Origin of the sequence: Paenibacillus sp. KS-LC4 (genome assembly GCF_036894955.1) — a bacterium.
In the GTDB taxonomy this organism is placed as follows: Bacteria; Bacillota; Bacilli; order Paenibacillales; family Paenibacillaceae; genus Pristimantibacillus.
Window position 1 is genome coordinate 72,176 of the sequence record NZ_CP145905.1, and the last position, 26,294, is coordinate 98,469.

Genomic DNA, 26,294 nt, shown 5'->3' on the forward strand with positions numbered 1-26,294 from the left:
TATACATTAAGTATAACAGACTTCTTCGCATTGTAAATATTTCCTTCAAATGTTAATAGGAATTTTTATGATTCGTCATTTATAAAACCATTATTCTGAAGCAAGAGCTTTAATAAGACAGTTGCTTGTGCTCTGTTGGCGATGCTATGAGGAGAGAAAATATCGTTACTTAGCCCAGTCATCATATGATTTTGAATTAGATAGTTAATGTCCGCTTGGGCCCATTTGCTGATTTTGTCTTGATCCTGATACGTTTTTATTGCTTGCTTGCTTTCGCTGTTCGGCAAAGCTTTTTTGTTTTCTATAAACCTAATAGCGTTTGCTGCCATAACGGCCATCTCTTCTCGCTTTATTGGCTGGTTAGGGCGGAAGGAGCCATCCTTGTACCCATTAACCAGTTTGGCTGTAACAGCTGTATTCACTTCGCTCCAGAACCAATCAGAACTCGCAATATCTTTAAAAACGACGGTATCTGCATTTTGATCTGTGCTTAATCCAAGCGACCTTACCAGCATGGAAGCAAATTCTGCTCTGCTGACAGCCTTCTCCGGGGCAAATTTTGTATCGCTAATTCCGCGTACAATCAACTTGTTTGCCATAAGATTAATACTGCCTTGTGCCCAATGACCTGTTATATCAGTAAAATGATTTTTGGCCTTAACGACACTATATATGCTATTTCCAGGGCGCTTCATTATCACCGCCATTCTGTTATCCGAAGCTTTATGAAATGTAGCTGGAACGAAGGATATGCCCCCATTATCTGGGTTTATGGTAACAGCTGTCATCTCATTCGCTTGATAAGGAAGAGGTAATGTCATTATTCGCTCAACATAAATATTGTCATAATCGTTTAGGGTGATTATATTTTCACCAGCTTCAGCTGTTATATCGAATTCAATAAATCCGCCGAGCAGTTGGAGATCAAATTCGTGAATCTGTTCAGCCAGTTTAACTGCGGTGTTGTTACTCACCTCTCCCATTCGAATATGAACATTGATGTCATTGCTGGATGCCTTTAAGGTGCGCATTAAATTTTGTATATCTAATACACGCAATGGCAGTTTATACGAAATGTCGCCTAATTGTATAAATAGAACGATGTCTTCAGCACTATTCTTTGCCTCTGCTAATGAAGCAAGCGGCAATTTCATGTGGATAGGGCCTTTAATTTCGTCCAAAACAAATTTTAATACTTTATTACCGCTGTAATGGCCTTCTTCTAACGATTTAAAGCTTTGATTTAGGGCATCTGGGGTTATCGTTAACTTACTGACATTTTGCCCGTTCTCAGTTATCGTGTTTTTCAATAACAACTGATTATCAAATATAAGCGTACCGTTTTTTATAGCGGGTGGCTTATTCGTGTCGAACGTATAAGTGGAGCCTATAGCCCCTCCGTTTTTTATAGTAGGATCCATTCGATTCACGGTTATCGTCGTGACGGCTGCATTTCCTGCCTTATCCAGCACGTCTACGGTAATTATATTTTGCCCCATCTGTAAATGAACGGTGTGGCTAAATGAGCGGGCAGCTTGTTTGCCATAATTGGATTGCTGGCTGTCGCTATACACCAGGTTGCCATTAACAGCGATCTCTTGAAGGGATAAATCATCAGCTGCCGTCCCCTTCACTATAAACGCAGATTCTTCGGTAGTAACCTGACTAGCAGCTTCCAACTGTATTGACGGTGCTTTCGTATCTACGAGTAGGGAGCGATTTAAACGTGCAATATTTCCTGCTTCATCAATTGCTTCAATACTTATAGTCTGTCGCCCCTCTGTTAACGGAAGCGTTCCGTTCAAAACAGACGAGCTTCCGGTATAAAATGAGCTACTATGACTGACTGACATGCCGCTTACCTCTACTCCATTAATACTAAGTGTGGTATCTACTTTTGATTCACTGTCGCTTATTTTGAACTGATTAAATACTAAGCGGTTTGTGCTCAAAACCTGATTTGGAGAAAAAGGAATACTGAAAAGGTCTATGACTGGCTTCGTGTTATCAATCCGGACAGGATAAAATAAATGGCCTGTTTGCTCGCCGTTAGCATCGAAGGATTGAATAGCTATTAGAGCCATTTTATAGCCTGAATTTTTAGAGAACGCGGGAATATTTAAATGGGAAGCTGCCCCATCAAGTATTCCAGTGCTTTCATTTATATAGCTAATTCCATCACTCCAGGCTATTTGATACGTGTAATGGTCTGGGTTTCCGTAGCCAGGGGTTACGGTCCAATCAATCGTATTTACCTGATCAGCTTTAAAAACAGGCCACTCAGATTGTTCGTAAGCGACGTTGAGCCCTAATCTGTTTTCTTGGAAAAGTCCGATATACTTTTCTGTAAGCAGCTTGCTTCCGTCCTCCTGATAGGCCTCAAAACGCAAGCGATATGCATGATTATCATCTGGCGGCAGCTGGTTTATATGGACGGACACAGAGTTGTTTGAAGGATATACAGAGTTAATAACGGTCCAATCTGATGAATCCTGCCCCCATGACTGAGAGGAGACATCTATGCGGTATACTTGCTCCGTAACGGACATTTCGGCTATAAATGGATGGTTTACCGTTAATGGAGCCACCTTGAATAGCTCAGATTCAAATTGTGCCTGTGCACCATTTGTGCTTATCACTGTCATATCTGCTGGCTTCAGACTGTTAATAAAGTTCCAATCATGCCCAATTTTATTGTCCTCTTCGTCATAAGCATCCAACTCATAGTAGACCCCTTCATTGTAACCAGCTACATGCTTTACAGTAATGGGTGTGTGGAGGCTGCCTAAACTTTGCTCGGCACTTGACAGCAATTGATAATTGCCGTATAAAGTAGCCTCGATGCGTTTAACATCCTGCATCGCATCGCTGTGAATGGTATAATCAATCATAATGGATTCGCCTTCATTTATGTCCCCTGTATGGCTAGCCATTGATTGACTAATCGCATTTACATGAACCTGTATGGGCTTGGAGGCGGCTAATTCTACTCCGTCATTATCATAGGCTCGTATAACAAGCTCATGATGGCCTGTATCCAGCTGTGCCTGTAATTGAAGGGTGCTGCTGAGTTGTTCGTCTAAAACAGCATCCTCTTCCATTAACCTTACAGCGGCCACTTCATCAGAAATGCTGTAATGAAACTGTACTTTCCCATTAGCAGTAAATATGTCATCCTCTACATCATCAATTTGCAAATGAGATGAGCCAACATTCACTATTGTGGAGACTTCTTTAAAGTTTCCTGCGTAATCCCAAGCCTGTACTGTTACCTTATGTTGTCCTGTGGGAACATCATGGATCGTATAGGTTTCTGTGGCTGGCGCTAAATACTTGTAATCAATTACTCTGTCATTCAACAAGACATCATAGCCCCACATCCCGCTTCCGCCTTGATCTGAGCCGTTTATTTGAACTTCGATGTCGCTTTCATTTTTTTGCGACAGCTTTGGCTCCAAGACAGGCTGCGTTAAATCAATAAGTACCGGCAGCTCTATCGTTTGCCAGTCATCAGGAGAAGCAGCATCTCCAAATTCAGATAACGCTCGAACACGCAGCTTGTAACGCCCTTCCGACACTAGCTCCTTTGCTCCTGTTTGGGAATTATAATACAGGCCATCCCATACTAGCGGTAAAGACTTATTCCAGTACCATCCTCCATTGAGCAGAAATCCTTTAGATATTTTGTCAAAATGATAATTGAATAATACTTCGTTATTTTCATTTACAATTTGAAACACTTGCTGTTTGGCAAACCGAAGCAATTGGTAGTTAAACATGACCAAGGGTTCCCGATTAGTTGCTAAAGGTGAAAAGGCTACTTTTTGCGGATCCATTTTCTCATAGGCGTAGTCATAGCCTAGAGGGACGTTATTCCGATAGTTATATAGAGCTGTTGGACTCAATTTATTGAGGTTGTTATCTGTTCCGTCGAATCTGGCAATTTCATTGAACATGGGAATGGAGTTCCAATCGCCGTAATAACCGAAATACGGAATGCTAAGAGATGTTAGGTTTTCACCTGTTAATGTAATCCATCCTCCTAAGTATCTTCCGAGCTCTAATTCACTTGGAATTTGGACTTGTATTTGAAAACTGGCTGTGCCGTATGGTTCCAGTGTAAGGCTATCATTCGGTTGATTAGTCGAAATAGTAGCCTGATCCACTTTAGATACAATAGATTCGGCTTCATTTAAATCCTCGGTATACAGTCCATTGCTGCCGATAGCATAGGTGATGGTTTGATTAGTAAGGTTCCTTGCTTTTAAAGTGAAGGAAACTTCTTTATCTAAAATTTGTTTCAGTGCAACGCTGGGTTTGTCTGTATTTTCAGTTAAAATAGCTTGGGCTGCGACTGCCTTCTCTACTTGAATAAACCCTGCGCCTTGAGCGTTGGGGAGAAATGGGATATCGCCATTGGTATATAAAATTTTCGCAGTATTAGACAATACCGCTTCAATTTGCGAAACAGAGGGATCGGCTAATCCCTTCTCAAGCATAGCTTGCTTGACAAGGGCTGCTGCTCCTGCGACATGGGGAGCAGCCATAGAGGTGCCATCTAGAGCCTGATAAGCCTGCTCTCCACCATATATAGCTGTCGAAACTATTTGAGACCCAGGGGCGGTAATGTTAGGCTTGAAATCCAAATTAGGGGCGGGTCCTCTGGAGCTAAAAGCCGCTACACGCTGCTCTTGATTTGCTGCCGCTGTTGCGGCGGCTACAGTGAAGGCTCCCGGCCATACTCCAGGGCTCCCGACTATTCCGTAATCCTTCCAGTCCGGCTTATCAGGATACATACTCCCTCCAAAGTTGCCTGCTGAAGTGGTCACTACAATTCCGGCATTGACTGCACGCTGAACAGCCTGCTGCTCAGGGTCGTTCTCATCGACATCTTCTGCGGGGCTTCCAAGACTCAAGTTGATAACATCTGCATGATGAGAAATAGCATGGTCGATCCCGGCAATAATATCATCTGCTAATGCAAAGTTGGAGGCGGGATCATTGGAAAAAACCTTTTCGGCCAGCAGTAGCGCTCGTGGCGCAACTCCGCTACCATACTGCTCTTGATTGCGGTCGCCTGTTCCAGCGGCAATTCCTGCTACATGTGTACCGTGCCCTACATGTGTACCGATGACATCATTATTGCGGTCAGCCCAGTTGTAGCCGCCGATGACTTTAGGGGTATAACCGCCAATACCTGTTAAGTCAGTGCTGGACACCGTTTTGGTAGTGCCGTCTCCCTCAAATTCTGCAAAACGGTAATCAATGCCATCATCAATAATGGCTATAATCATATTTTCTCCCTTTAGAAGGGTATCATTGACTTGAAGGGCTGAAGCTCCAATGCTAGGAACGCTTGTTGAACGGTTGCGCTCGTATCTATTGGCAATGTGCACGGATTTGACTTCCGTGATGCTTTGAATGGAGGAGATGTCTTTATATTGAACGGTTCCGCTAAATCCATTAATTACATTTGTAAAATGAGTACGTTGTTTCAAGTCGATGCCAGATTCATCTATTTTTTCTACTACTGATGTTTGGAGCTCCTGTATCTCTGATTGAATTTCTAAAACTTGATTCTCAGAGGCGGTATTAAATGCCTTGCCTTGTTCCTGAAGTGCCTCTGAAACGGGATCGCTCTTTAATTCAATAATGACGCGAAGTTCATCATCTGGCTTGTAATTAGTCTCTTGCTGATCCACTGAATGGTTAAATTGTTTAACAATTTGATCGACTGCTGAGTTTGGAGGGATTCTTCTGGTTGGGGGTTCTTGTAATTCTGAATTTTGGCTCGTTTCTTGAGCCATGATGCTTATTGGGGTTATACAGGATGTAAGCAGCAAGGCAACCAATATCATGCATAAAAACCGAATGTGTAATCTCATGAAAGTCCTCCGTAAATAAAAATAGGTAATAGAAATTAGTTAATCATACGACTTTGGAGCTCTTTTGACGGAAGCTCACAGTAATTATGCTTATTGAAAATGCGGTATCTATTTTTAGCGATGAAACGATATACGGTATCACGTATGAATTTAGGAATGATTATCGTGTAATAGCTAAGTCGTATAGGCCCTTGCAAATTGCTGAAAATACGCAGCACAGCAGATGATTCGGTGTAATAGGCATCTTCTTCAATAAGAACGATTGAGTCAAATTTATCGCGATCTACTTTATATTGTTGGAGTAGGGAGCTAGCATAATCTGATTGAAGGGAAGCGAATTTATAAATGCCCTTAGAATCTCTTTTATAAATAAACTGAACCCAGAAGCTGCAGAAATTGCATACACCGTCAAATAGAACTATAGATTGCGAGTTTTGATTTGTTGGCGAAACCGTCATATCCTCCACGTAAACACCCTTTCTAAAATAAGTCTTCTCCTGCGGATTTCATAAATAAAAACAGCCATCGTTGCGAGGGATGGCCTCTGTTTTTGTTTATGAAATCCAGAAGAATCTTATATTAGGAAATAACAATGGCATACGCCGTAATAGATTTTATTACGGCGTATGCACAGACAGTTCATTATTTTGCGAAAGCTTTAACAACACTGTTAACAAGCATATCTTGTTTCAAAGAGCTTTCTTGAGCGGATGCGGAGCTGGTCCAGAAATATTTTCCGCCAACAACAACGAGATAAGCGGCTACTGCGCCACCAGCTGTAATAACTGCAACGTGCGTAACTGCTGCGCCAGTAGTAAATACAGCGCCAGCATAATAAAGATAACCTGCAACGACTGCTGCGCAGTCGCCAGTACCCGTTCCTACTTGAGGATTGCTTACTTGGCTGCCTTGGAATGCTTTCTCAATAAGCTCGCCACCACGGTTCAGGGCGGCTCTTACTTGTATGTGGTTTCCGCTATAAGCGGCTTTTTCCAGCGTGTTGAAATAAGTTGGATCAAGCTTTTTGATGCTTGCTACAACATTATTGGCTACTGTTGCAGCCTCAGGAGTGTTTACTTTGCTAAGCAAGTCTTTTGTCCAAATATCAGGTAAAAGCTTTGCTGCTTCCCCTTGTCCAAATACTAATCCCCGAAAGATCGTCTCGCCGTTAAATTTTGTTTTTGCAGTGCTGCCAGGACTTGCGGCAATCGCAGAAGAGCTTGTCATAATAAATACTGCTACCATTAAAATAGAAATAATTCCTTTGAAATTCACAAACAACGTCTCCTTTAAATCAATTTTTAAGTACTCGAAGAGGTGCTTCTGTTTTATCGCTGTAACCTATGTATCATAGATCACCCCCTTAAAAGAGCTGTTGGCTAATATTTCGCTTCTAAGGTGTAATCGCTAGTTGTTGGTTGGTTTCTCTTTTTGAAAAAGTTTAATTTTTTGAAAAATGTGAGCTCGCGTTCGACAGGTACTAGATACAGAATCAATGCGGCGCTCATGCTGATCGAGAAGCTGATTAGTCCTAACATCAAGGCAATAATCTCATGCAAGAATAGCGCTGCGTACAAATAGTAAATCCAGTGTTTTTTTGGAGCGAATAACGCGCCAAATAAGCACATTTGCAGGACAAGAGTGCCCCAAGTGACAATGGCGACAAGGGGAGAAGTCAGTATTGGATTTACTAAGTCAAGAAGGAGTGATGGCAAACCCAACATTGGATCACTAAGGTAGTAATAAACAGCAGTACCGTCTACCCAGGTTGGTTCAAATATTTTGGCAATGGATGAATGAAGATATAAAATAGCAACTTGAAATCGGATGGCAAAGATACAGATTATCGCTATAATCCGCTTGGTGATCAATTGATCACCAAGCGGATTTGTATCAGTTGTATCAGAGTCGCTTGTTTTCCAATGCCACTTTCGTGAATCCAACAATGTAATCGGTAAAAGCAATAGGGTTAGAACGGTGTTTACTTGTTCTCCGCCGTCAAGTGTAAGCGCAGAGACATTCAAGCTGTAAGCAATCCACCAATGGATGATGCCTGTAAATCTTGGGCGCCAACCGGAGGCGACAATAATTAAAAGGAGGACGGCGATCCATCTTACAATATTCAAGTAAAAATAATCATTAGGGACGGTGCAAAATAGACTTAATGTGTTTTGGCAATTAGGATATATCTCCGATCCTGAGGAGGGACGGAAGAAAATCCGGGCGTCATTTAAGGCTAGTGTCATCGCTGTAGCAACAGCCAACAGTGAACGGGCAAATCCGTATACATTTGTCCACGGATTTGTATTTATGGCTAGCTTATGTGCGAATTCGCCTACTTTGCTGAACATTGGATATTCACCCTCACTACTTCTGATGGCATTTCAATCGGTTGCTCACTGCTGCTCCATGCCCATGGTACCGGCTCCTGAAACGTGAATCCCACATCTCCGCATATCGTAGGAGAAGGATTGTCATTCAAAATTTCCAAAGTCGGTTCTGATTCTTGCAAGCAGCTGTAAGGATCGGTCGTACATGGTATTCTGGAAGACTCCGGTATTTTAGAAATCAGATATCCTCCTTCTATCCCTTGACTTCTTCCCAATCGTTGTATCCCAAATAGGTTTTTTGGAATGTTGTTAGGCCAGAGCGGAGCCAAATTTCCGTCTGACATGTTTACAATGCGTAACTGCGGCTCTTTAGGGTCTTTGCTAAAGAACCCCCAGCCCTGCGGGAACCAAGTAATGATTTTGAGTGAGTTTCCATCGGACAGAGAGCTCAAAGCCGTGGTAGGCATTGCTGCTAGAATGGAAGCGGCAAAAATGTAAATCCAAAAAAGGGAGGTAAACAGAAAAAGGATACCCCACTTGAAGTATTTGTTCGACAAAAAAGACGACAACAAAAACTCCTCCTTATTTAAATAAATATGGTTCAATTATCTAAATTAAATTATTTCATGCGAGAATATTATGGAAAGGTATTAGTCACTGAATAAATGCGCCAAGTTGAAAAGAATATTCTAAGGTGAAAGTATATGGGGGTGTGAGCTTGTAATTATGATATTTCTTAGCTAACAATCACCTTCTTATTCTGATTTTCATAATAAATTGATAGTGAAGTGAGTGAATGATTATTTTATATTGAATAAAAATGAGCTGTTAGCCCCTCAAGTGACATGAATACTATGGTAATATTTAATTTATTAATAGTCAATAATATTTGCTAATTATTTATTATTCTATTTGAATATAAATGGTTATTACTAAACTGGTATATTGTTGATTTAATGGGTGGTATCCTCGGCGATTGCGCGCCAATTACTGACATTCCAATGACGGTGCGTTTATTTTAGGAGCATACATTTCCCTATTTATAAAATGTTGACTAGGCGGCTGTGTTGCCTGAATATAGTTCTTATTCGATTGCGAATTTTTTATATAAAATGGACTATAGAAGGTTGAAGAAAATATAAGGGAAGGAAAGTGGAGCATGACAAGAATCGGTTGGATCAGACATGGCGTTACGCAGTGGAATATCGAGGGGAGAGCGCAGGGGGCTACGGATATTCCGCTGAATGAGGAGGGCAAGCGGCAAGCGGTTGTTTTGGCTGAGCGTCTAAGCAAGGAGGAATGGCATCATATTTACTCCAGTGATTTGCAGCGGGCGCTTGTGACAGCAGAAACGGTAGCGGCGCGCCTAGGCGGCATGATGGTCAAGCAGGATGAGCGGCTGCGGGAAATGGGGGGCGGCCTTCTGGAAGGGATGACGGAAGCGGAGCGTATTCTGAAGTGGGGAGCCGACTGGCGCAAGGTCGATTGGCAGGGTGAAAGCCATGAATCCGTTATCGGCCGCGGTTTAGAGGTGCTGAGGGAGATTGCCCATAACCATCCGGGTCAAAATATACTTATTGTCAGCCACGGAGCGCTCATTGGCCGCTGCTTGAAGGAGCTTGTGCCGGATGCTTATAAGAACGAGCCGCTTCAAAACACGTCCATCTCGACGATATATGCGAATGCGGCAGGCGGCTGGTCCTGTGAGAGGTTTAATTGTGCGCTGCATTTGAACGGTGTGGCTGATGAAGTAGAGGCAAAATGATTCATTTTCCAAGGTGAAACGACCGCGCGCCGTCCTCTGGCGGAGCGCGGCCGTTTCAGTCCGAGAAATATAGAGAAAGGATGGCGGAATCATATACTTTTCTATATTTTAAAAAAGCTGCTGCTGTTTGGGTATTTGCAGGCGCTGAATTGTCTATTTCCGGTGACGATCTTCGGGGCCATGGCTCTTACGCATTACGTCCAGGTGCCAGGTATTGCAAGGTATGACCTCATTCTGCTCATCTGCTTGGTCATGCAGGTTGTTATGGTAGCTACAAAGCTGGAGACGTGGGATGAGCTGAAGGTCATTTGCCTGTTTCACATTATCGGTCTGGCCCTTGAGGTATATAAGGTAAAGATGGGCTCTTGGTCATATCCGGGGGAAGGGTGGTCAAGGGTATTCGACGTTCCGCTTTACAGCGGCTTCATGTATGCGAGTGTAGCAAGCTATATTTGCCAGGCTTGGCGCAGGTTCAAGCTAGAGATGGTCGGCTGGCCCAAAATGGCGTATGCGGTAGCAATCAGCGCAGCGATTTATTTGAACTTTTTTACTCATCATTATTTGTGGGATTTCAGATGGGTGCTGCTGGCGGGCCTGATTATCGTATTCTGGCGCACCTATGTTCACTTCACGCTCGGGGAAGCTGTATATAAGATGCCGCTTACGCTGGCTTTTGTTCTAATCGGATTTTTTATATGGATTGCGGAAAATATTATGACCTTTTTCGGCGCGTGGGCCTATCCGGATCAGGAAAAGCAATGGACGCTCGTCCATGTGAGCAAAATCAGCTCATGGCTGCTGCTCGTCGTGATCAGCATTATTATAGTGGCTCAGTTGAAACGGGTAAAAAGCGCTCGCTGAGTGCAATAGTGTGTTCAGCTAATCGTTACTGCGTGCAAGGCATTCTGCTGTTTCATATTTATAGAATAGGGTATATATCGGTAGCCGTTATATTTTCATGAGCGCCTTTCATAGATTTCATAGGTTCGTCCCTCTGGACAGGTTCTAAAGTTCGTCCAACACCCATAAGCTTTAGCATAAGCTACGCTTTGAAGTGGAGGGACGGGTTAATGGTGGATCAGAATAAAGGGCAGAAGCGTCAGGAAGTGAAGATGCTCAATCGTAAGCTTCTGGAAATTACCGGGGTATTAAACGTGGAAAGCTTTGACAGCGAAGAGTTTTTGCTGGAAACGGATCTGGGTTTTCTGACGATTAAAGGGCAGAATCTGCATATTAAGCATCTCAGCCTGGAGCAAGGCTTTGTCGCTATAGAGGGGCTCGTTCATTCGCTCGCCTATTTGGACGGCAATACCCCGAGTAAATCCAAAAGCCTGTTTGGAAAATTATTCAAGTGACACTGACGATGCAGTGGTACACGCTCGCGATGATGCTTCTGTCAGGAATCGGCATGGGTGTCGCCTTTGACGGCTATCGTGTGGTGTCGAATGAGCTGCGGTTTCCACGTTGGTGGCTGCCGTTTCTGGACATTATATACTGGCTGGCAGCGTCGATTATCGTGTTTCGTGTGTTGTACGCAAGCAACAATGGCGAGGTGCGGGCGTACGTCTTTCTAGGGCTGGCCATAGGTGTGAGCAGCTATTACTTTCTATTTAGCAAGCCGGTCGTCAAGCTGGTGCAGGGCATTATTCGCGCTATCCGCGCGCTGGTCAGAGGAATCGTCAAAACGGTGGAATTTGTCATTATTAAGCCGATTCTACTTTTGTACAAAATAGGTATTGTGGCACTGGGATTTGGGACTGCATTCACTATTTTTGTACTAAAGACTATGTTAAAATTGACTCGTCCATTATGGCTATTGCTATGTTGGGTATTAGGTCCTATCATACGACCGTTGAGCCGCTTATTTATGAAATACGCCGATAAGTTTAAGCTTACAGAGCGCTTTAAGGCAGCGGTTGCACGCGTGGTTGCGCTTTGGCGGAGGTTATTCTAAGTTTTCATGGCATGGAGCAGATCGAGTGATGGATGCATCTGGTGCTATTTCTTAAGGGGGTACAAGCAATTGGCGACAGCAGCAGCAAACAAGTTAACCGTTAATCCAGGCTCCAAGCGTCGGATCAAGATGTGGATGATGTTTATTGTCCTCTTCATGGGCTGGGCGGCTTATACCTTCTTTGGACAAATCCAGCAGCAAAACGCTACCGAACTGCGGCTCGCAGCTGTAATGAAACAGAAGGAAGATGCCACAAATCAGGCGCAGCAGCTGCAACAGGAAATTGAGCGTCTTAACGATCCGGAATATATTGCACAGCTTGCAACCAAAGGTCAAGGCATGGTTAAAGAGGGAGAACAACAGATACAGGTAGTTAAATAGACGCACAAACGGGTGAACGTCTGTTGACCTTCCTTCTTCCGTTCGGTTATAATCACGTTAATAGTACATTAAGCGAAACTTTTAGGGAGGAACATTTTATTTTATGGCAATTGAAGTAGGCGCGAAGTTAGAGGGCAAAGTGACAGGCATTACGCATTTCGGGGCATTCGTTGATTTGTCTGGAGGTGTCACAGGTCTCGTTCACATCTCGGAAATTGCTGATAATTACGTCAAGGACGTGAAGGATCACCTGAAGATCGAAGACGTGGTCAAGGTTAAAGTCATTAACGTTGACAAAGACGGAAAAATTGGACTTTCCATTAAACAAGCCATTGATCGACCAGAGGGCCAGCTTCCTCCTGCACGCGAATCACGTCCAAGCACTCGTCCAAGTGGCGGACCTGGTGGCAGCGGAGAACGCTTTAACCGCGGCGGCGGTGGTGGCGGTCAAGATCGCGGCGATCGTGGAGGACACGGTGGCGGCGGTGGTGGACGTCCATTTAAGCAGCAGGCCGGCGGCAGACCAGCTTATGGAAAACCAACGTTTGAGGATAAAGTGTCGCGCTTCCTGAAAGACAGTGAAGAACGCATCTCCTCCCTGAAGAAGAATACCGAAGGCAAACGCGGTGGACGCGGAGCCAAGCGGGTTTAAGCAAGAGCATAATCTAATGATAAGAGCAGAGCCTTTATGGTTCTGCTTTTTTTGCGTTTATGTGCCGCCTCGAAGTTTTTTCCTCCCCTACTCTTTCAATACCGACACATTCACCTGCATATTCGCCAACAAATGGAGATGCTGATAGACGGTTTTTGTTGAAGCTGTTCGAGGCGCTGACGGCAAAGAGGGGGGCATGAGCCCAGACAGGGCAAGTGAAAATTTGATTTTGACAAGGACTGCGAGGGCAGTTGATTTTGTCGGAAAAAACTTTTGGGCCGCCTACGTTAAACTGACAAACTTCCTATGGACGACCTCCTATAATGGGAAACACAATACATTCGGAAATGGTGGTGTCTGCGGATGAACAAGGAAAGTGTACTCGTATTTCCCAGAGGAAAGAAAGAAGGATGGCTGCAGCCTCGAATCGGTAAAGTTAAGGAGCGTATTGCCTCGCAGCGATTTATTCAGCTGGTGCTGGCAAAAAAATGGACCTTCCTGCTTGTTGCTGTTGGTTTTTTGCTTGGACGAGCTGTCATATTGGAGTCGCTTATGCCGTTTGCCGCTGCTTATTTCGCCGTTATTTATTTTCTTCGAAAGGATGCGGTTGCTTGGGTCGGGCTGTCAGTGGTGGTGGGCAGCTTTTTCGCGGTTACACCCTCCCCAGTCTGGATTGCGATGGAAATTGCCGCATTATTTCTTTTGTTCAAGGGGCTCGAAGCCTACGAGAAGGCTGAGCTTGCTTCGGCTCCGCTGCTCGTATTTACCGCCACCTTGCTCGTCCAATTGTTTCATGTTTTCACCTTGAACACGCTGACCTGGTACAGCATCATGCTGGTTGTCGTGGAAGCGGCACTCGGCTTTGTTCTCACGCTCGTGTTCATCCAAGCTATCCCGGTGCTGACGATGTCTAAGAAGACAACAGCGCTGCGCAGCGAGGAAATTATATGCCTGATGATATTGCTCGCTTCCGTCATGACAGGGGCGGTTGGCTGGGTGGTCTACGGCATGTCGGTGGAGCATATCATGTCGCGTTATATGCTCGTGCTATTCGCGCTTGCTGGGGGTGCGCCGCTTGGAGCGTCGGTCGGGGTCATTGCTGGACTCATACTCAGTCTTGCGGATTTTAACGCGATTGTGCAGATGAGCCTGCTGGCGTTTGCGGGGCTGCTGGCGGGGCTGCTGCGGGATGGAGGGAAGATGGCTGTAGCCTTTGGCATGCTGCTCGGAACATCCATTCTAGCCGTATATGTAGGCGGTCAAGGCGATGTGATGGCGTCCACCTGGGAATCGGTTACAGCGGCTATTATGCTGATTTTGACGCCGCGCGTCATGATCCGAACGATATCCCGCTATGTGCCGGGAACGAATGAGCATGCGAAGTCGCAGCATGAATATGCGAAGCGTGTGCGTGAGGTGACGGCTGAGCGGGTCACGCAATATTCGGAGATGTTTCGTCAGCTCTCGCGAAGCTTTGGTCAATTAAACGGCGGCGCTGTGGCGATGAATCGCGAGGATGAGATCACCCATTTTATGAATGAGGTGGCGGCACGAAGCTGCGCAAGCTGCCATCGGCAAAATGCATGCTGGGGGGATAAATTTTATCAGACCTATAAAGTGATGACTGAGATGATGACGACGGTTGAGCAAGAGCGTGCACCTGGAGCTAAGGAAATGCCGCGAACGTGGACTGCCCATTGCTCGAAGTCAACGCAGGTGATGTCGGTCATGAAGCAGCAGTACGAGCTTTATCAAAATAATATGCACTGGAAGAAGCAAATATTCGACTCCCGTCAGCTGGTAGCTGAGCAATTGACCGGCGTGTCCCAGGTCATGGAGGATTTGGCGAAGGAAATTCGCCGCGAGGGGCAGACGCTGCATTTGCAGGAGGAGCAAATTAGGGAGGCACTGGAGGGGCTTGGGCTGTCGATTCGAGAAATTGAAGTGATTAATTTGGAGGAGGGCAATGTTGATATTGAGCTGTACCATACATTTAGCAAGGGATATGATGAGTGCCGCAAAATTATTGCGCCGCTGCTTACGGATATTTTAGGTGAGCATATTGCAGTTAAACTTGAGGAGGAACCCGAGAAAAATGGAGAAGCAACAAGGGTCGTATTTGGCTCCGCCAAAGTGTTTGAAATTGAAACGGGCGTTGCTGGTGCGGCAAAAGGGGGCGATCTGCTGTCAGGCGACAGCTTTAGCATGGTGGAGCTTGGCAACGGCAAATTTGCCGTGGCAATTAGCGATGGCATGGGAAATGGAGAGAGGGCGCGCCAGGAAAGCAGCGCAGCGCTGTCGATTTTGCAGCAGTTGCTCAAGTCGGGTATGGACGAGAAGCTCGCGGTCAAATCGGTCAATTCCATCCTGCTGCTGCGTTCGTCAGATGAAGTATTCGCAACCGTGGATCTCGCCATTATCGATCTTTATACCGCCTCAACGATGTTTATGAAAATCGGATCAACACCGAGCTTTATTAAGCGCGGCAAGGAAGTAATTCCAGTTACGGCCAATAATTTGCCAATCGGCATTTTGCAGGACATTGATGTAGATATGATTTCGATGCAGCTTCAGCCCGGGGATGCACTCATTATGATGAGTGATGGTATTTATGATGCGCCAGGCCACGCGGTCAATAAGGAGATGTGGATGAAACGAATGATCCATGAGCTGAAAACGGAGGACCCGCAGGAAATGGCCGATGTGCTGCTGGACACCGTTGTTCGTTACCATAAGGGGGAAATTATAGATGATATGACCGTGCTGGTGGCGCGTGTGGACAAGCATTTGCCAGAGTGGGCGGCATTTCGTTGGCCGGGTATGTCGCGAATGGAGCGCCCGCGGACGGTAAGCTAGCAAATAGGGGGCTGCAAGGGAGGGTGATCAGGAACGGCGGCAGAAAGTTTATCTTGGATCACATGATAAATTGGAGGTGAAGAGGCTAAATGTTAGCTAAATAGAATGCTCTCTTGGAGGTGATTAACCAAACCGGCGTTTATTCATAGTGCGCTTCAAAGGAAGCGGCTATGAATAAACGCCGGTTTTTTCTGCGTATAGCCGTTTATCTCTCTTAAAATGGGCAAAACTGATAGAGTCAGCTCCTTGTCACTCTAGGTGGGTCAGCATGCTGGCTTGTGGCTGTTTGTGCAAATATAAGGATTTTTAAGTTGTTATTAGGAAGGGAGATTGATAGGGATGAAGCAAATTTTACTTATAACCGATGGTTGTTCGAATGTAGGGCTTAGCCCGATTGTAGCAGCGGCTCATGCGAAAGCGGAAGGTATTGCAGTCAATGTTGTTGGGGTGCTTGATTACGGCGATGCGGGCGAGTCCGGCAGCATGGAGATTGAGGAAATTGCAAGGGCTGGCGGAGGCATCAGCCGGATGGTTCATACGCGCCAGCTGGCGCAGACTGTCCAGATGATGACGCGCAAGACGGTTGTACAGACGATTCAGCTAGCTGTACAGAGGGAGCTTAAACATGTGCTTGGCAGCGGGGCGATCGAGGATTTGCCGCCGGAGAAGCGCAGCGAGGTCGTGAGGGTGATGGATGAGCTGGGGGAAAGCACCGATCTACAGGTGGCGCTGCTTATCGACGCCAGCGCCAGCATGAAGCCAAAGCTGATTGCGGTAGAAGAAGCAATTCGCGACTTGATGCTAAGTCTGCAAGCAAGGCAAGGGAAAAGCGAAATTGCTGTCTTTCATTTTCCGGGCGGAAGACATGGAGAAGAGTGCAAAATGGATCTGGGCTGGACGGATAATTTGACAGGAGCGCAGTCGATTTTTCCGAAATTGCAAATGAGCGGCACGACGCCAACGGGTCCGGCGCTAATGCAGGTGATTGATTTTTATCGTCAGGGGGATTATGGTAGGAGGAGCAGAGAAGAAACGGATGGGATGATGAGTGACTACGTCGTTTAGAATCAGTCTCCGCCGTGGTACTGTGGTGACTGGAAAATGGAAGCGCCGTAAGTATCGGGTTGAGCGTCTGCTTGGGGAAGGCGCTAATGGAAAAGTATACTTGGTTCATTCCGATCAGGGGTGGGTTGCCCTTAAGGTTGGCGCTGATGCAGTAGACCTGCAATCGGAAATCAATGTGCTTCAGACGCTTGCGAAGCAGGGAAGGCGTCAGGCGCCTGCGTTTTTGTATGATGTGGATGATCTGCAAGGCTCCGATGGACGCGATTACCCTTTTTATATTATGAAGTATGTGCGCGGGGTGAATTTGTCTGCGTATTTACTTCAGAACGGTAAGGAATGGTTCCCGCTGGTCAGCCTTAATCTATTGAATAAATTGGCTGAGCTTCACAGCAAGGGATGGGTATTCTGCGATTTAAAGATGGAAAATGTGATGGTTGCTGATTATGGACATGTCGAGCTGGTGGATTACGGCGGGGTAACAGCGGTAGGAAGAAGCATTCGCCAGTTTACTGAAATTTATGACCGAGGTTATTGGAACGCAGGTTCCCGGTCTGCCGATTTGAAATACGACTTATTTTCTTTTGCGGTGCTGTGCATCCAAATGCACGAACCGAAGAGACTGCACCAGCTTACCTTGACGCTGCTCCCGCAAAATCGTTCGACCGATGATTTGGAGCAGCTGATAGCGACCAATGCTTCTCTCAAGCCGATTGCAGGCTGGCTTGCAGAAGCGCTTGCTGGACGTTTTGCAGATGCTGCTGAAGGTGCGGAGGCGTGGCGTGTGCTGATGCATGGAACGAATCGCAAGCAAGCCGCCCCGACCCCTTTCTGGCTCAAAGGACTAGTTGCGGGTTCGGCAATTATGCTGGCTGTATCAGTTTATTGGCTGCTTCGCGTGGGTATGTAATGACATAAGATGTTATAGCAAGGCTTCGCCAGCTTTTGTGATGAAGGCGGCGGCCAGAAGGGAATGAGGGAAGAGGAATGACGATAGGAATGGATATGCTTCCCGATGTTCAGAAGCTGGCAGCAGTGGAACGGTTATGGAGCGAAGGGGACTGCATTGTTGTTGCTGTCTCCGGGGGGCCGGACTCCATGGCTCTGCTGCATCTCATGAGCCGTCTGAAGTCAAGCGGGGTGCTAAACATTGTTGCGGCTCACGTGAATCACGGCTTTCGGCCGAAGGAATCGGCGCTGGAGGCGGAGGTAGTTAGGCGATATGCAGGGAAGCTTGGACTGCCCTTTGAGCTGACAGAACTGGATTTGCCTGCTTATATAGAAGAAACAAAAATGAACGCACAATCGGCGGCGCGCGAAAAACGCTACGCCTATTTGCATGAAGTTGCGCAGCGATGGGGAGCGCAGGCGATTGCCCTTGCCCATCATGCAGATGACCAAGCGGAAACGGTGCTCATGCATTTAATTCGAGGAAGCGGTATATCGGGACTTTCTGGCATGTCGCTGCGCAGGCGGGAAAAAAACGTGGAACTCATTCGCCCCCTCATGCGTAAGAACAAAACAGACCTTTTACAATACTGCCGTCATTACGACATTCCGTATTGCGAGGACAGCAGCAACGAGAAGCGCCATTACTTTCGCAATGTTGTCCGTCTGGATGTTATTCCGCAGTTATCCAGCTACAATCCGCATCTATCTGAATCGCTTGGCCGCCTTGCTGAAGTGGCTGGTGCCGAGGATGAATGGCTGGATAGGCAGACTAAAGCTTTATTTGAAGAGTTAGCCTATATGAAGCCGGAGGAATGTTCTGTAAGCTGCAGTCGTTTGGCGGGCCTTCATGTCGCTTTACAAAGGAGATTGATTAAACTAATATTAGATTATCTTTCGAGGGAAGCTGATGTGGTCTCCTTCGAGCATATCGAGTCTATGCGGCTTGCCGCAGCGCCCGAAAGTTCAAGCACTTGGCGTATGGATATTGGAAACGGTTTGCGCTGCTTGCGCGAATACGATCATATGCGTTTTGTCAGGATGTCGAAACAAGAGGAAGCGAGTATAGACTATGCGCTTGTTGTACCTTTGACCCAGTCATACATAGAGGTAGAGGCGGGCGGCTGGAAGCTCGCATTTGAGCGGCGTACAGCCGATGGCCAGGCTGCTGGAAAACTGGCGGGCCGCCATGAAGCTGGCTTCGATTTGGAGCAGCTTGCGTTTCCGCTGACTGTACGAAATCGGCGCCGTGGTGACCGAATTCAAGTTTTAGGATTAAATGGGTCTAAAAAAGTGCAAGATATGTTCGTTGACGAAAAGCTGCCTCCTTCACAGCGCGAACGCTATCCACTGCTTTTCGATGCAGATGGGCGGCTGCTGTGGATTCCAGGCATAAGGCGATCCGGCCATGCGCTTATCAGCCCAAGCACGAAGGAACTATTATTCATTCGTTTGACGAAAGAATAAGAAGCACTGTTACACTCATAAACATAAGTACTGTAGGGGGATTAATCCGTTGTTAAACGACATTCAAGAAGTGCTGTACGATGCACAGCAGATTCAGGCCAAGGTGCGTGAGATGGGCAAGAAGCTCAGTCAGGATTTTGAAGGGCGTGATCCTCTCGTTATTTGTATCCTTAAAGGTGCCATTATTTTCATGTCCGACCTGATCAAGGAAATGACGATTCCGCTGGAGATTGATTTTATGGCGGTGTCGAGCTATGGTCAGTCGACCAAGTCCTCAGGTGTGGTCAAGATTATTAAGGATCTTGATGTATCGGTTGAAGGCCGTGATGTACTCATCGTTGAGGACATTATTGACAGCGGTTTGACGCTAAGCTACTTGATTGATGTTTTGGAGCGCCGCAATTCCAAATCGGTTACGGTCGCTACGCTGTTTGATAAGCCGGCACGCCGTACAGTAGATCTCGAAGCAGACTATACGGGCTTTACGCTGCCGGACGAATTCGTTGTCGGTTACGGGCTTGATTTTGCTGAGCGTTATCGCAACCTGCCGTTCATTGGCGTTTTGAAACCGGAAGTGTACGAGAAGTAATTTGAATGGGCTTAACCAGTATGACTGTCCTCCAAGTGGTTCTATTGTGATGGAAAGTCGTGCTATGTTAAAATATGAAAAGCGTCTTGAGAGGAGGTAGGAGATGAATCGGATCATCCGTAACACTGGATTTTATTTGATCATCTTTTTGGTAACCGTCGGGATTATTCAGTTTATCAGCAATCAGAATGATACTACCGTCGAAATACGATATGATCAGCTTCGCGCTGCTATTAATGAAAACAACGTCGCGGAAATGATGATAAAGTACGATGGTCAGTCTTATTATATTTCTGGTAAATACAAACAACAGCCCGAGAACGCGAAGAGCATACAGTTCACATCGCGTGCAGGGATTGATTCAGGCGAGGTATTGCGTGAAGCCGCAGTGAAAAACGGTTTTGAGTTACAGTATAAACCAATGGATACGCCAAGTGTCTGGCTTACACTCCTTACTTCCATCATTCCGTTTGTGATTATATTTGTTTTGTTCTTCTTCTTAATGAATCAAGCGCAAGGCGGCGGCGGCAAAGTCATGAACTTCGGGAAAAGCCGTGCCAAGCTTTACAATGAAGAGAAGAAGCGCATCACTTTCGAGGATGTGGCAGGGGCGGATGAGGAGAAGCAAGAGCTGGTTGAGGTTGTTGACTTCCTCAAAGATCCGCGTAAGTTTAATCTGGTAGGCGCCCGTATTCCTAAAGGTGTTCTGCTTAACGGACCTCCGGGAACAGGTAAAACGTTGCTTGCCCGTGCAGTAGCTGGTGAAGCAGGCGTTCCATTCTTCAGTATTTCGGGTTCGGATTTTGTGGAAATGTTCGTCGGTGTTGGTGCATCCCGTGTCCGTGACTTGTTCGAAAATGCGAAGAAAAATGCTCCTTGTATTATCTTTATTGATGAAATTGACGCCGTTGGACGTCAACGTGGTGCAGGTCTTGGCGGCGGTCATGATGAGCGTGAGCAAACGCTCAACCAATTGCTCGTCGAAATGGACGGATTTGGAGCGAACGAAGGTATTATTATCGTTGCAGCAACGAACCGCCCTGATATTTTGGACCCAGCCTTGCTGCGTCCGGGCCGTTTTGACCGTCAAATTACGGTAGATCGTCCTGATGTGAAGGGCCGTGAAGCGGTGCTTAAAGTTCATTCCCGCAATAAGCCGCTTAACAAAGACGTCAAGCTGGATATTATCGCAAAACGTACAACAGGCTTCTCTGGAGCCGATCTTGAAAACTTGCTGAACGAAGCGGCATTGCTTGCTGCCCGCCGCAACAAGAAGGATATTGCTATGGTTGAGGTTGATGAAGCGATTGACCGCGTAATCGTAGGTACGGAGAAGAAAAGTCGCGTAATCAGTGAGCGTGAGAAGCGTATTGTTGCTTTCCATGAAGCTGGACATACGATTATTGGTTTCTTCCTGGAGCATGCGGATCTCGTTCATAAGGTGACCATTATTCCTCGCGGCAAAGCAGGCGGCTACGTCATCATGATGCCGAAGGAAGACCGGATGCTGGTAACGAAGCAGGAGCTGCTGGATAAAGTGACTGGATTGCTTGGCGGACGTGTAGCTGAGGAGTTGTTTATCGGCGAAATTGGCACAGGCGCATACAGTGACTTTAAACAAGCGACAAGCATTGTTCGTGCGATGATTATGGAATACGGAATGAGCGATAAGCTCGGTCCATTGCAATTCGGAAGCTCGCAAGGACAGGTGTTCCTTGGACGTGATATCGGCCATGAACAAAATTACTCCGATGCGATTGCTTATGAGATTGATCAAGAAATGCAAACGATTATGAGAGATTGTTACGAGCGTGCAAAAAAATTGCTCACCGAAAAATCAAAAGAAGTACACATAATTGCGGAGACGCTTCTGTCTGTAGAGACGCTTGAAATGGAACAAATCAAACGTTTGATCGAAACAGGCACGCTTGAATTGGCGGAAGGTGAAACAGAGAATGTTGCTGTTGAGCCTACAACTGAACCAATCGTCGATACTATCGGCGATGTTAAGGTTCGTATTCAATCAAGAGAAGCAGGAGAAATCCCTTCATTGGATAAATCTGATGATAAACCGAATGATGGGGAAGACTCGAAGTAAGCAGGCTGAAGAGACTTTAGAAAACTACCGTTTTCGGTAGTTGAATAATCGTATTCGTCAGTTATTTATGGAGACAGCTATTTTCTCAGTAGTGACCGAGAAAATAGCTGTCTTTTATTTCATCGCGTAACGATAGCTTTAACTCGAGAGTCAGCTTTAGCCCTTTTACACTTGATTAATTTTACTTTATTAATGTTCGGATTTAGCCTATAATAATAGAGGTAAAACTTAGAAGTTTTTTGGTTTTGTCGGGAGTGTGTGAGGTTTTATTGGTGTGTTTGGCACGAATGTTAAATAATTGTGAGATATAGGCGTGAACAAAATTTCTGTGTTATGTTACATGACGTAAAAATGTTGACGTATGTGGATAAGCAATTATAATAAAGAGAATAGCAGCCAAGCACAACAACAATAATATAAGCAAGCAGGTTGCAGTAACAACACATCTATATTAAGGGGAGAAATCGAAGATGAAAAAACGTTTAGGTTTTATGTTGTCTATTGTTCTTATGTTCGCATTAGTATTGTCTGCTTGTGGTGGCGGCAGCAAAAACAATAATGCCGCTTCTGGCACAAACGGAGCAGCATCGCCTGAAGCCTCTTCTGAGGCATCGACTGAAGCAGGTGCTAAGCTGAAGATTGGTATGGTTACTGATACAGGCGGCGTAAATGACAAGTCCTTCAACCAAAGCGCTTGGGATGGTCTGCAACGCATATCGAAAGATACAGGCTCTGAGACGAAATATTTGGAAAGTAAAGGCGACGCTGATATGGAACCAAATCTGCGTGCATTTATTTCTGAAAAATACGATATGATTTGGGGCGTAGGCTTCTTGTTCCAAGATGCAATGGGCAAAGTAGCGAAAGACAACCCGGACTCCAAGTTTGGTATCATCGACTCCGCTGTTGACGCACCAAACGTTGTTTCTGTTAACTTCGCAGCTAACGAAGGTTCGTTCCTTGTAGGTGTAGTTGCCGGCTTGACAACAAAAACAAATAAAATTGGTTTTGTAGGCGGCATGGAAATTCCGAGTGTTACTGTATTTGAAGCAGGCTTCAATGCAGGTGTTGCAGCAGTAAACCCTGAAGCGAAGGTTATTCGCAACTACACAGGTGAATTTAACAAACCAGATTTGGGCAAAGCCGCAGCAGCAGTTATGTACAATGACGGCGTAGATATTATTTTCCAAGTTGCTGGTGGTACGGGCAACGGCGTATTCAACGAAGCAACAGCTCGTAAAAAAGCAGGACAAGATGTATGGGTAATCGGTGTTGATAAAGACCAGTCGATTGAGTTCGGTAACGAAGTTACGCTTACTTCCATGCTTAAAGGCGTTGAAGCTGCCATTTATCAAGTTTCCAATGACCTGATTAACGGCAAATGGGAAGGCGGCAAATCGGTTGTTCTTGGTCTGAAAGACGGCGCGGTAGGTCTGCCGGAAAGCAACCCTAACGTTTCTGAAGAAATTATGAAAAAAGTTGAAGACTACAAACAACAAATTATTAGTGGTTCGCTTGTCGTTCCTTCTGAAGTGAAATAGTTTTAAACTTATGATTTAATGTCGTTTGTTTATTATGTACAGCCGACAAGACCTGCCTTCAAGCCGGTCTTGTCCTTTTTTGAGATTGGGAGCTAACAAACCGGGGAGGATAACTGGATGAAACAAAGTGCAGCGGCTGTCACACTTAAGGGGATTACGAAACGCTTTCCCGGGCTTGTAGCCAATGATTCGATTGATTTTGAGCTCAAGAAAGGCGAAATCCATGCTTTGCTGGGCGAGAATGGTGCAGGTAAGTCTACGTTAATGAACATATTGTTCGGCTTATATCAGCCGGATGAAGGGGAAATTTGGGTCAACGGCAATAAAACGGTTATTGAAGGTGCAGGAAAAGCGATCGAGCTTGGAATTGGCATGGTACATCAACACTTTAAGCTGGTACAGCCATTTACAGTGGCGGAAAATATTGTGCTTGGCAATGAGCCGCGTAAATTTGGCACATTCGTCAATTATAAGCAAGCCAATGAAAAAGTCCGTTCCATTTCGGAGCGTTATGCATTGAAAGTAGATCCGCAGGTGCGGATTAAAGATATTACGGTAGGTATGCAGCAGCGCGTGGAAATATTAAAAACCTTATACCGTGGCGCAGAAATTTTAATCTTTGATGAGCCTACTGCTGTGCTTACTGTACAGGAGATCGAAGAGCTGATTGGCATTTTGCGCAATTTGGCAGCAGAGGGCAAGTCCATTATTTTGATAACGCATAAGCTAAAAGAGGTTATGGCGCTTGCGGATTCGGTTACGGTTATTCGTCGGGGCAAGGTGGTTCGAACCGTCACGACAAAAGAAACGAATGAGCAGCAGCTTGCGGAGCTTATGGTTGGCCGTGACGTTAATTTTCAGGCGGTAAAGACCAAGAAAGAGCCTGGAGAGCTTATCCTATCTGTTGATAACCTTACGATGAAGGGCGAGGAGAATAAGCTCGTTTTAAATGGGGTCGCTTTGGATATCCGCGCAGGGGAAATTTTGGGTATTGCTGGGGTTGATGGCAATGGACAAAGTGAACTGGTACAGGCTATTACGGGTATGCGTAAAGCGTATGGCGGCTCTGTGAAGCTATCAGGTAAAGAGATGATTAATAAAACACCGCGCCAAATGTCCGTTGCAGGCGTCAGCCATATTCCAGAGGACCGTCACAAGCATGGAATGGTGCTTGACTTCACGCTCAGCGAAAATATGGTATTGGATACGTACTTTAATCCACAGTTCGGCAAACATGGCTTTATTGATTTTAAAGCTATAGATGAACTTGCGAACCAACTCGTAACGGAGTTTGATGTACGTTCATCAGGTATTGGAGCTAAGGCTCGCTCCTTATCAGGCGGAAACCAGCAAAAGGCTATTATTGCCCGTGAAATATGGAAAAATCCGTCCTTGCTCATTGCTGTACAGCCGACTCGTGGTCTAGATATAGGCGCGATTGAATATGTGCATAAGCGGCTAATTGAAGCGCGGGACGCAGGCAAAGCGATTTTGCTCGTTTCCTTTGAGTTAGATGAGCTGTATGCTTTGTCTGATCGCATTGCAGTCATGTATGAAGGAAAAATAATGGGCTACGCCGATGCCGACCAGCGTGACGATCAACAGCTGGGTCTACTGATGTCAGGCAATTCATCAGCGAAACAGCCGAATAAAGGTGGGAGCTAGCAGCCATGGATAAAGTCAAAGGAATTGCGGATAAACTATTCAATAAAACATCCTTCCTCGTCCCCTTGGTGGCTATCATTTTGGGTCTGTTATGTGGGGCAATAGCCATGCTGGCAGGTGGGTTTGATCCTATTCTGGCTTACCAATCACTGATTAAGAAGCTGTTTGGAAGTCCTTATGATATGGGCGAGGCTATCCGTGCGATTACTCCGCTAATCTTCACAGGTACTGCGGTTGCGTTCGCTTTCCGTACGGGTCTGTTTAATATCGGGGTAGAGGGCCAGTTCATGATGGGTATGACTGGTGCGACCGTCATAGGAATTACGCTTGACCTGCCGTGGTTTTTGCATGCTCCGCTTGCTATTATTGTCGGAGCGCTGTGCGGAGGCTTATGGGCGGCGTTGACTGGCTATTTAAAGGCGGTTCGCGGCGTTAACGAGGTTATTTCTTCGATTATGTTGAACTGGGTTGCGCTTTATTTATCCAATTACATTATTCGTGCGTTTTTTGTGGCAAAAGGCCAGCAAAAATCGGACCCGATTCAAGAGTCGGCACTCGTATCGATTGGCTGGTTATCTGACGCGATGGATCATGCCCGGATGCATTGGGGTACTGTCATTGCGTTGCTTGGTATCGGTGTATTTTACATTATACTGTGGAGAACGAAGCAGGGCTATGAGCTCAGAGCAGTGGGACAAAGCCCTGACGCAGCGCTGTATGCCGGGATTAATGTCAATCGCACCATTGTAAAGTCGATGTTTATTAGCGGATTGTTTGCTGGACTTGCAGGTGTGTTTGAGACGCTGGGCGTATTTGGCTATCAGACGATTCTGGCAGCGCCATGGGGCTATGGCTTTGATGGTATCGCGGTTGCTTTGCTTGGCGGCAATACGCCAATTGGTGTATTGTTCGGCGCTGTACTATTCGGTGGTCTAAGCTATGGCTCTGCGGGTATGAGCTTTGGAGCGGGCGTACCGCCAGAGCTCGTTCGAATCGTTATTGGTTCGATCATTTTCTTTATTGCTTCGCATGGCATCGTAAAGTTTTTCTTAAAACCATTCCTTGGACGACGTGCAGACAAGCGTAAGGAGGCGATCTAAT

20 protein-coding genes are annotated in these 26,294 nt (G+C 45.9%); 15 read left to right on the forward strand and 5 right to left on the reverse strand.

Annotation, left to right across the window (positions count from 1 at the left end; translation table 11 throughout):
- Positions 1–65: 65 nt before the first annotated feature.
- The 5 genes from V5J77_RS00375 to V5J77_RS00395 form a co-directional block, all read right to left on the reverse strand.
- Entirely contained in the window at positions 66–5,885 is a 5,820-nt protein-coding gene (locus V5J77_RS00375) for a S8 family serine peptidase (protein WP_338553835.1), read from the reverse strand.
- Between the two features lie 35 nt (positions 5,886–5,920).
- Complete coding sequence (locus V5J77_RS00380) at positions 5,921–6,343, reverse strand: thiol-disulfide oxidoreductase DCC family protein (protein ID WP_338556480.1); 423 nt, start codon at positions 6,341–6,343, stop codon at positions 5,921–5,923.
- A gap of 184 nt (positions 6,344–6,527) precedes the next feature.
- Positions 6,528–7,160, reverse strand: a complete 633-nt coding sequence (locus V5J77_RS00385) for a sporulation delaying protein family toxin (RefSeq protein WP_338553836.1) — start codon at positions 7,158–7,160, stop codon at positions 6,528–6,530.
- A 104-nt stretch (positions 7,161–7,264) separates the two neighbouring features.
- Complete coding sequence (locus V5J77_RS00390) at positions 7,265–8,236, reverse strand: sporulation-delaying protein SdpB family protein (protein ID WP_338553837.1); 972 nt, start codon at positions 8,234–8,236, stop codon at positions 7,265–7,267.
- Complete coding sequence (locus tag V5J77_RS00395) at positions 8,221–8,784, reverse strand: SdpA family antimicrobial peptide system protein (protein WP_338553838.1); 564 nt, start codon at positions 8,782–8,784, stop codon at positions 8,221–8,223. The genes V5J77_RS00390 and V5J77_RS00395 overlap by 16 nt, the downstream gene beginning before the upstream one ends.
- A 590-nt stretch (positions 8,785–9,374) precedes the next feature.
- Between V5J77_RS00395 and V5J77_RS00400 the strand changes: the two genes are divergently transcribed.
- From V5J77_RS00400 to V5J77_RS00470, 15 genes are all read left to right on the forward strand, one after another.
- Positions 9,375–9,980, forward strand: a complete 606-nt coding sequence (locus tag V5J77_RS00400; protein WP_338553839.1) for a histidine phosphatase family protein — start codon at positions 9,375–9,377, stop codon at positions 9,978–9,980.
- A 93-nt stretch (positions 9,981–10,073) separates the two neighbouring features.
- Positions 10,074–10,841: a DUF817 domain-containing protein gene (locus V5J77_RS00405; RefSeq protein ID WP_338556481.1), complete on the forward strand. Its 768-nt coding sequence runs from the start codon at positions 10,074–10,076 to the stop codon at positions 10,839–10,841.
- A 209-nt stretch (positions 10,842–11,050) separates the two neighbouring features.
- Complete coding sequence (gene yabP / locus V5J77_RS00410; protein ID WP_338553840.1) at positions 11,051–11,335, forward strand: sporulation protein YabP; 285 nt, start codon at positions 11,051–11,053, stop codon at positions 11,333–11,335.
- Positions 11,332–11,934 (forward strand): spore cortex biosynthesis protein YabQ, encoded by a 603-nt coding sequence (gene yabQ, locus V5J77_RS00415; RefSeq protein WP_338553841.1) that lies wholly within the window; start codon positions 11,332–11,334, stop codon positions 11,932–11,934. Before yabP ends, yabQ begins: the two co-directional genes overlap by 4 nt.
- A gap of 69 nt (positions 11,935–12,003) precedes the next feature.
- Positions 12,004–12,315 carry a septum formation initiator family protein gene (locus tag V5J77_RS00420; RefSeq protein ID WP_338553842.1) on the forward strand — a complete coding sequence of 104 codons (312 nt, stop codon included), beginning with the start codon at positions 12,004–12,006 and terminating at the stop codon, positions 12,313–12,315.
- A 103-nt stretch (positions 12,316–12,418) separates the two neighbouring features.
- Positions 12,419–12,967, forward strand: coding sequence for a S1 domain-containing RNA-binding protein (locus V5J77_RS00425; protein ID WP_338553843.1), 549 nt, complete (start codon positions 12,419–12,421; stop codon positions 12,965–12,967).
- A 363-nt stretch (positions 12,968–13,330) separates the two neighbouring features.
- The gene (gene spoIIE, locus V5J77_RS00430; protein WP_338553844.1) at positions 13,331–15,823 is read left to right on the forward strand and encodes a stage II sporulation protein E; all 2,493 of its coding nucleotides are present in this window, start codon (positions 13,331–13,333) and stop codon (positions 15,821–15,823) included.
- A 339-nt stretch (positions 15,824–16,162) separates the two neighbouring features.
- Entirely contained in the window at positions 16,163–16,888 is a 726-nt protein-coding gene (locus V5J77_RS00435) for a VWA domain-containing protein (protein ID WP_338553845.1), read from the forward strand.
- The gene (locus V5J77_RS00440; protein ID WP_338553846.1) at positions 16,872–17,795 is read left to right on the forward strand and encodes a serine/threonine protein kinase; all 924 of its coding nucleotides are present in this window, start codon (positions 16,872–16,874) and stop codon (positions 17,793–17,795) included. Before V5J77_RS00435 ends, V5J77_RS00440 begins: the two co-directional genes overlap by 17 nt.
- 77 nt (positions 17,796–17,872) lie before the next feature.
- On the forward strand, positions 17,873–19,300 hold the full coding sequence (gene tilS, locus V5J77_RS00445) for a tRNA lysidine(34) synthetase TilS (protein ID WP_338553847.1): 1,428 nt from the start codon (positions 17,873–17,875) through the stop codon (positions 19,298–19,300).
- A 49-nt stretch (positions 19,301–19,349) separates the two neighbouring features.
- A complete protein-coding gene (gene hpt, locus V5J77_RS00450; protein WP_338553848.1) occupies positions 19,350–19,889 on the forward strand; it encodes a hypoxanthine phosphoribosyltransferase in 540 nt (179 codons plus the stop codon).
- Positions 19,890–19,992: 103 nt separating this feature from the next.
- A complete protein-coding gene (gene ftsH, locus V5J77_RS00455; RefSeq protein ID WP_338553849.1) occupies positions 19,993–21,987 on the forward strand; it encodes an ATP-dependent zinc metalloprotease FtsH in 1,995 nt (664 codons plus the stop codon).
- Between the two features lie 470 nt (positions 21,988–22,457).
- A complete protein-coding gene (locus V5J77_RS00460; RefSeq protein WP_338553850.1) occupies positions 22,458–23,528 on the forward strand; it encodes a BMP family ABC transporter substrate-binding protein in 1,071 nt (356 codons plus the stop codon).
- A 117-nt stretch (positions 23,529–23,645) separates the two neighbouring features.
- Positions 23,646–25,193 carry an ABC transporter ATP-binding protein gene (locus tag V5J77_RS00465; protein WP_338553851.1) on the forward strand — a complete coding sequence of 516 codons (1,548 nt, stop codon included), beginning with the start codon at positions 23,646–23,648 and terminating at the stop codon, positions 25,191–25,193.
- A gap of 5 nt (positions 25,194–25,198) precedes the next feature.
- Positions 25,199–26,293, forward strand: coding sequence for an ABC transporter permease (locus tag V5J77_RS00470; RefSeq protein WP_338553852.1), 1,095 nt, complete (start codon positions 25,199–25,201; stop codon positions 26,291–26,293).
- Position 26,294 lies beyond the last annotated feature (1 nt).

Excerpts from the sequence above, each read along its gene's own strand:
- V5J77_RS00375 (WP_338553835.1), bottom strand. The coding sequence starts at position 5,885 with ATGAGATTACACATTCGGTTTTTATGCATGATATTGGTTGCCTTGCTG.
- V5J77_RS00380 (WP_338556480.1), bottom strand. The coding sequence starts at position 6,343 with ATGACGGTTTCGCCAACAAATCAAAACTCGCAATCTATAGTTCTATTT.
- V5J77_RS00390 (WP_338553837.1), bottom strand. The coding sequence starts at position 8,236 with ATGTTCAGCAAAGTAGGCGAATTCGCACATAAGCTAGCCATAAATACA.
- V5J77_RS00400 (WP_338553839.1), top strand. The coding sequence starts at position 9,375 with ATGACAAGAATCGGTTGGATCAGACATGGCGTTACGCAGTGGAATATC.
- yabP (WP_338553840.1), top strand. The coding sequence starts at position 11,051 with ATGGTGGATCAGAATAAAGGGCAGAAGCGTCAGGAAGTGAAGATGCTC.
- V5J77_RS00425 (WP_338553843.1), top strand. The coding sequence starts at position 12,419 with ATGGCAATTGAAGTAGGCGCGAAGTTAGAGGGCAAAGTGACAGGCATT.
- spoIIE (WP_338553844.1), top strand. The coding sequence starts at position 13,331 with ATGAACAAGGAAAGTGTACTCGTATTTCCCAGAGGAAAGAAAGAAGGA.
- V5J77_RS00435 (WP_338553845.1), top strand. The coding sequence starts at position 16,163 with ATGAAGCAAATTTTACTTATAACCGATGGTTGTTCGAATGTAGGGCTT.
- tilS (WP_338553847.1), top strand. The coding sequence starts at position 17,873 with ATGACGATAGGAATGGATATGCTTCCCGATGTTCAGAAGCTGGCAGCA.
- ftsH (WP_338553849.1), top strand. The coding sequence starts at position 19,993 with ATGAATCGGATCATCCGTAACACTGGATTTTATTTGATCATCTTTTTG.
- V5J77_RS00460 (WP_338553850.1), top strand. The coding sequence starts at position 22,458 with ATGAAAAAACGTTTAGGTTTTATGTTGTCTATTGTTCTTATGTTCGCA.
- V5J77_RS00465 (WP_338553851.1), top strand. The coding sequence starts at position 23,646 with ATGAAACAAAGTGCAGCGGCTGTCACACTTAAGGGGATTACGAAACGC.
- V5J77_RS00470 (WP_338553852.1), top strand. The coding sequence starts at position 25,199 with ATGGATAAAGTCAAAGGAATTGCGGATAAACTATTCAATAAAACATCC.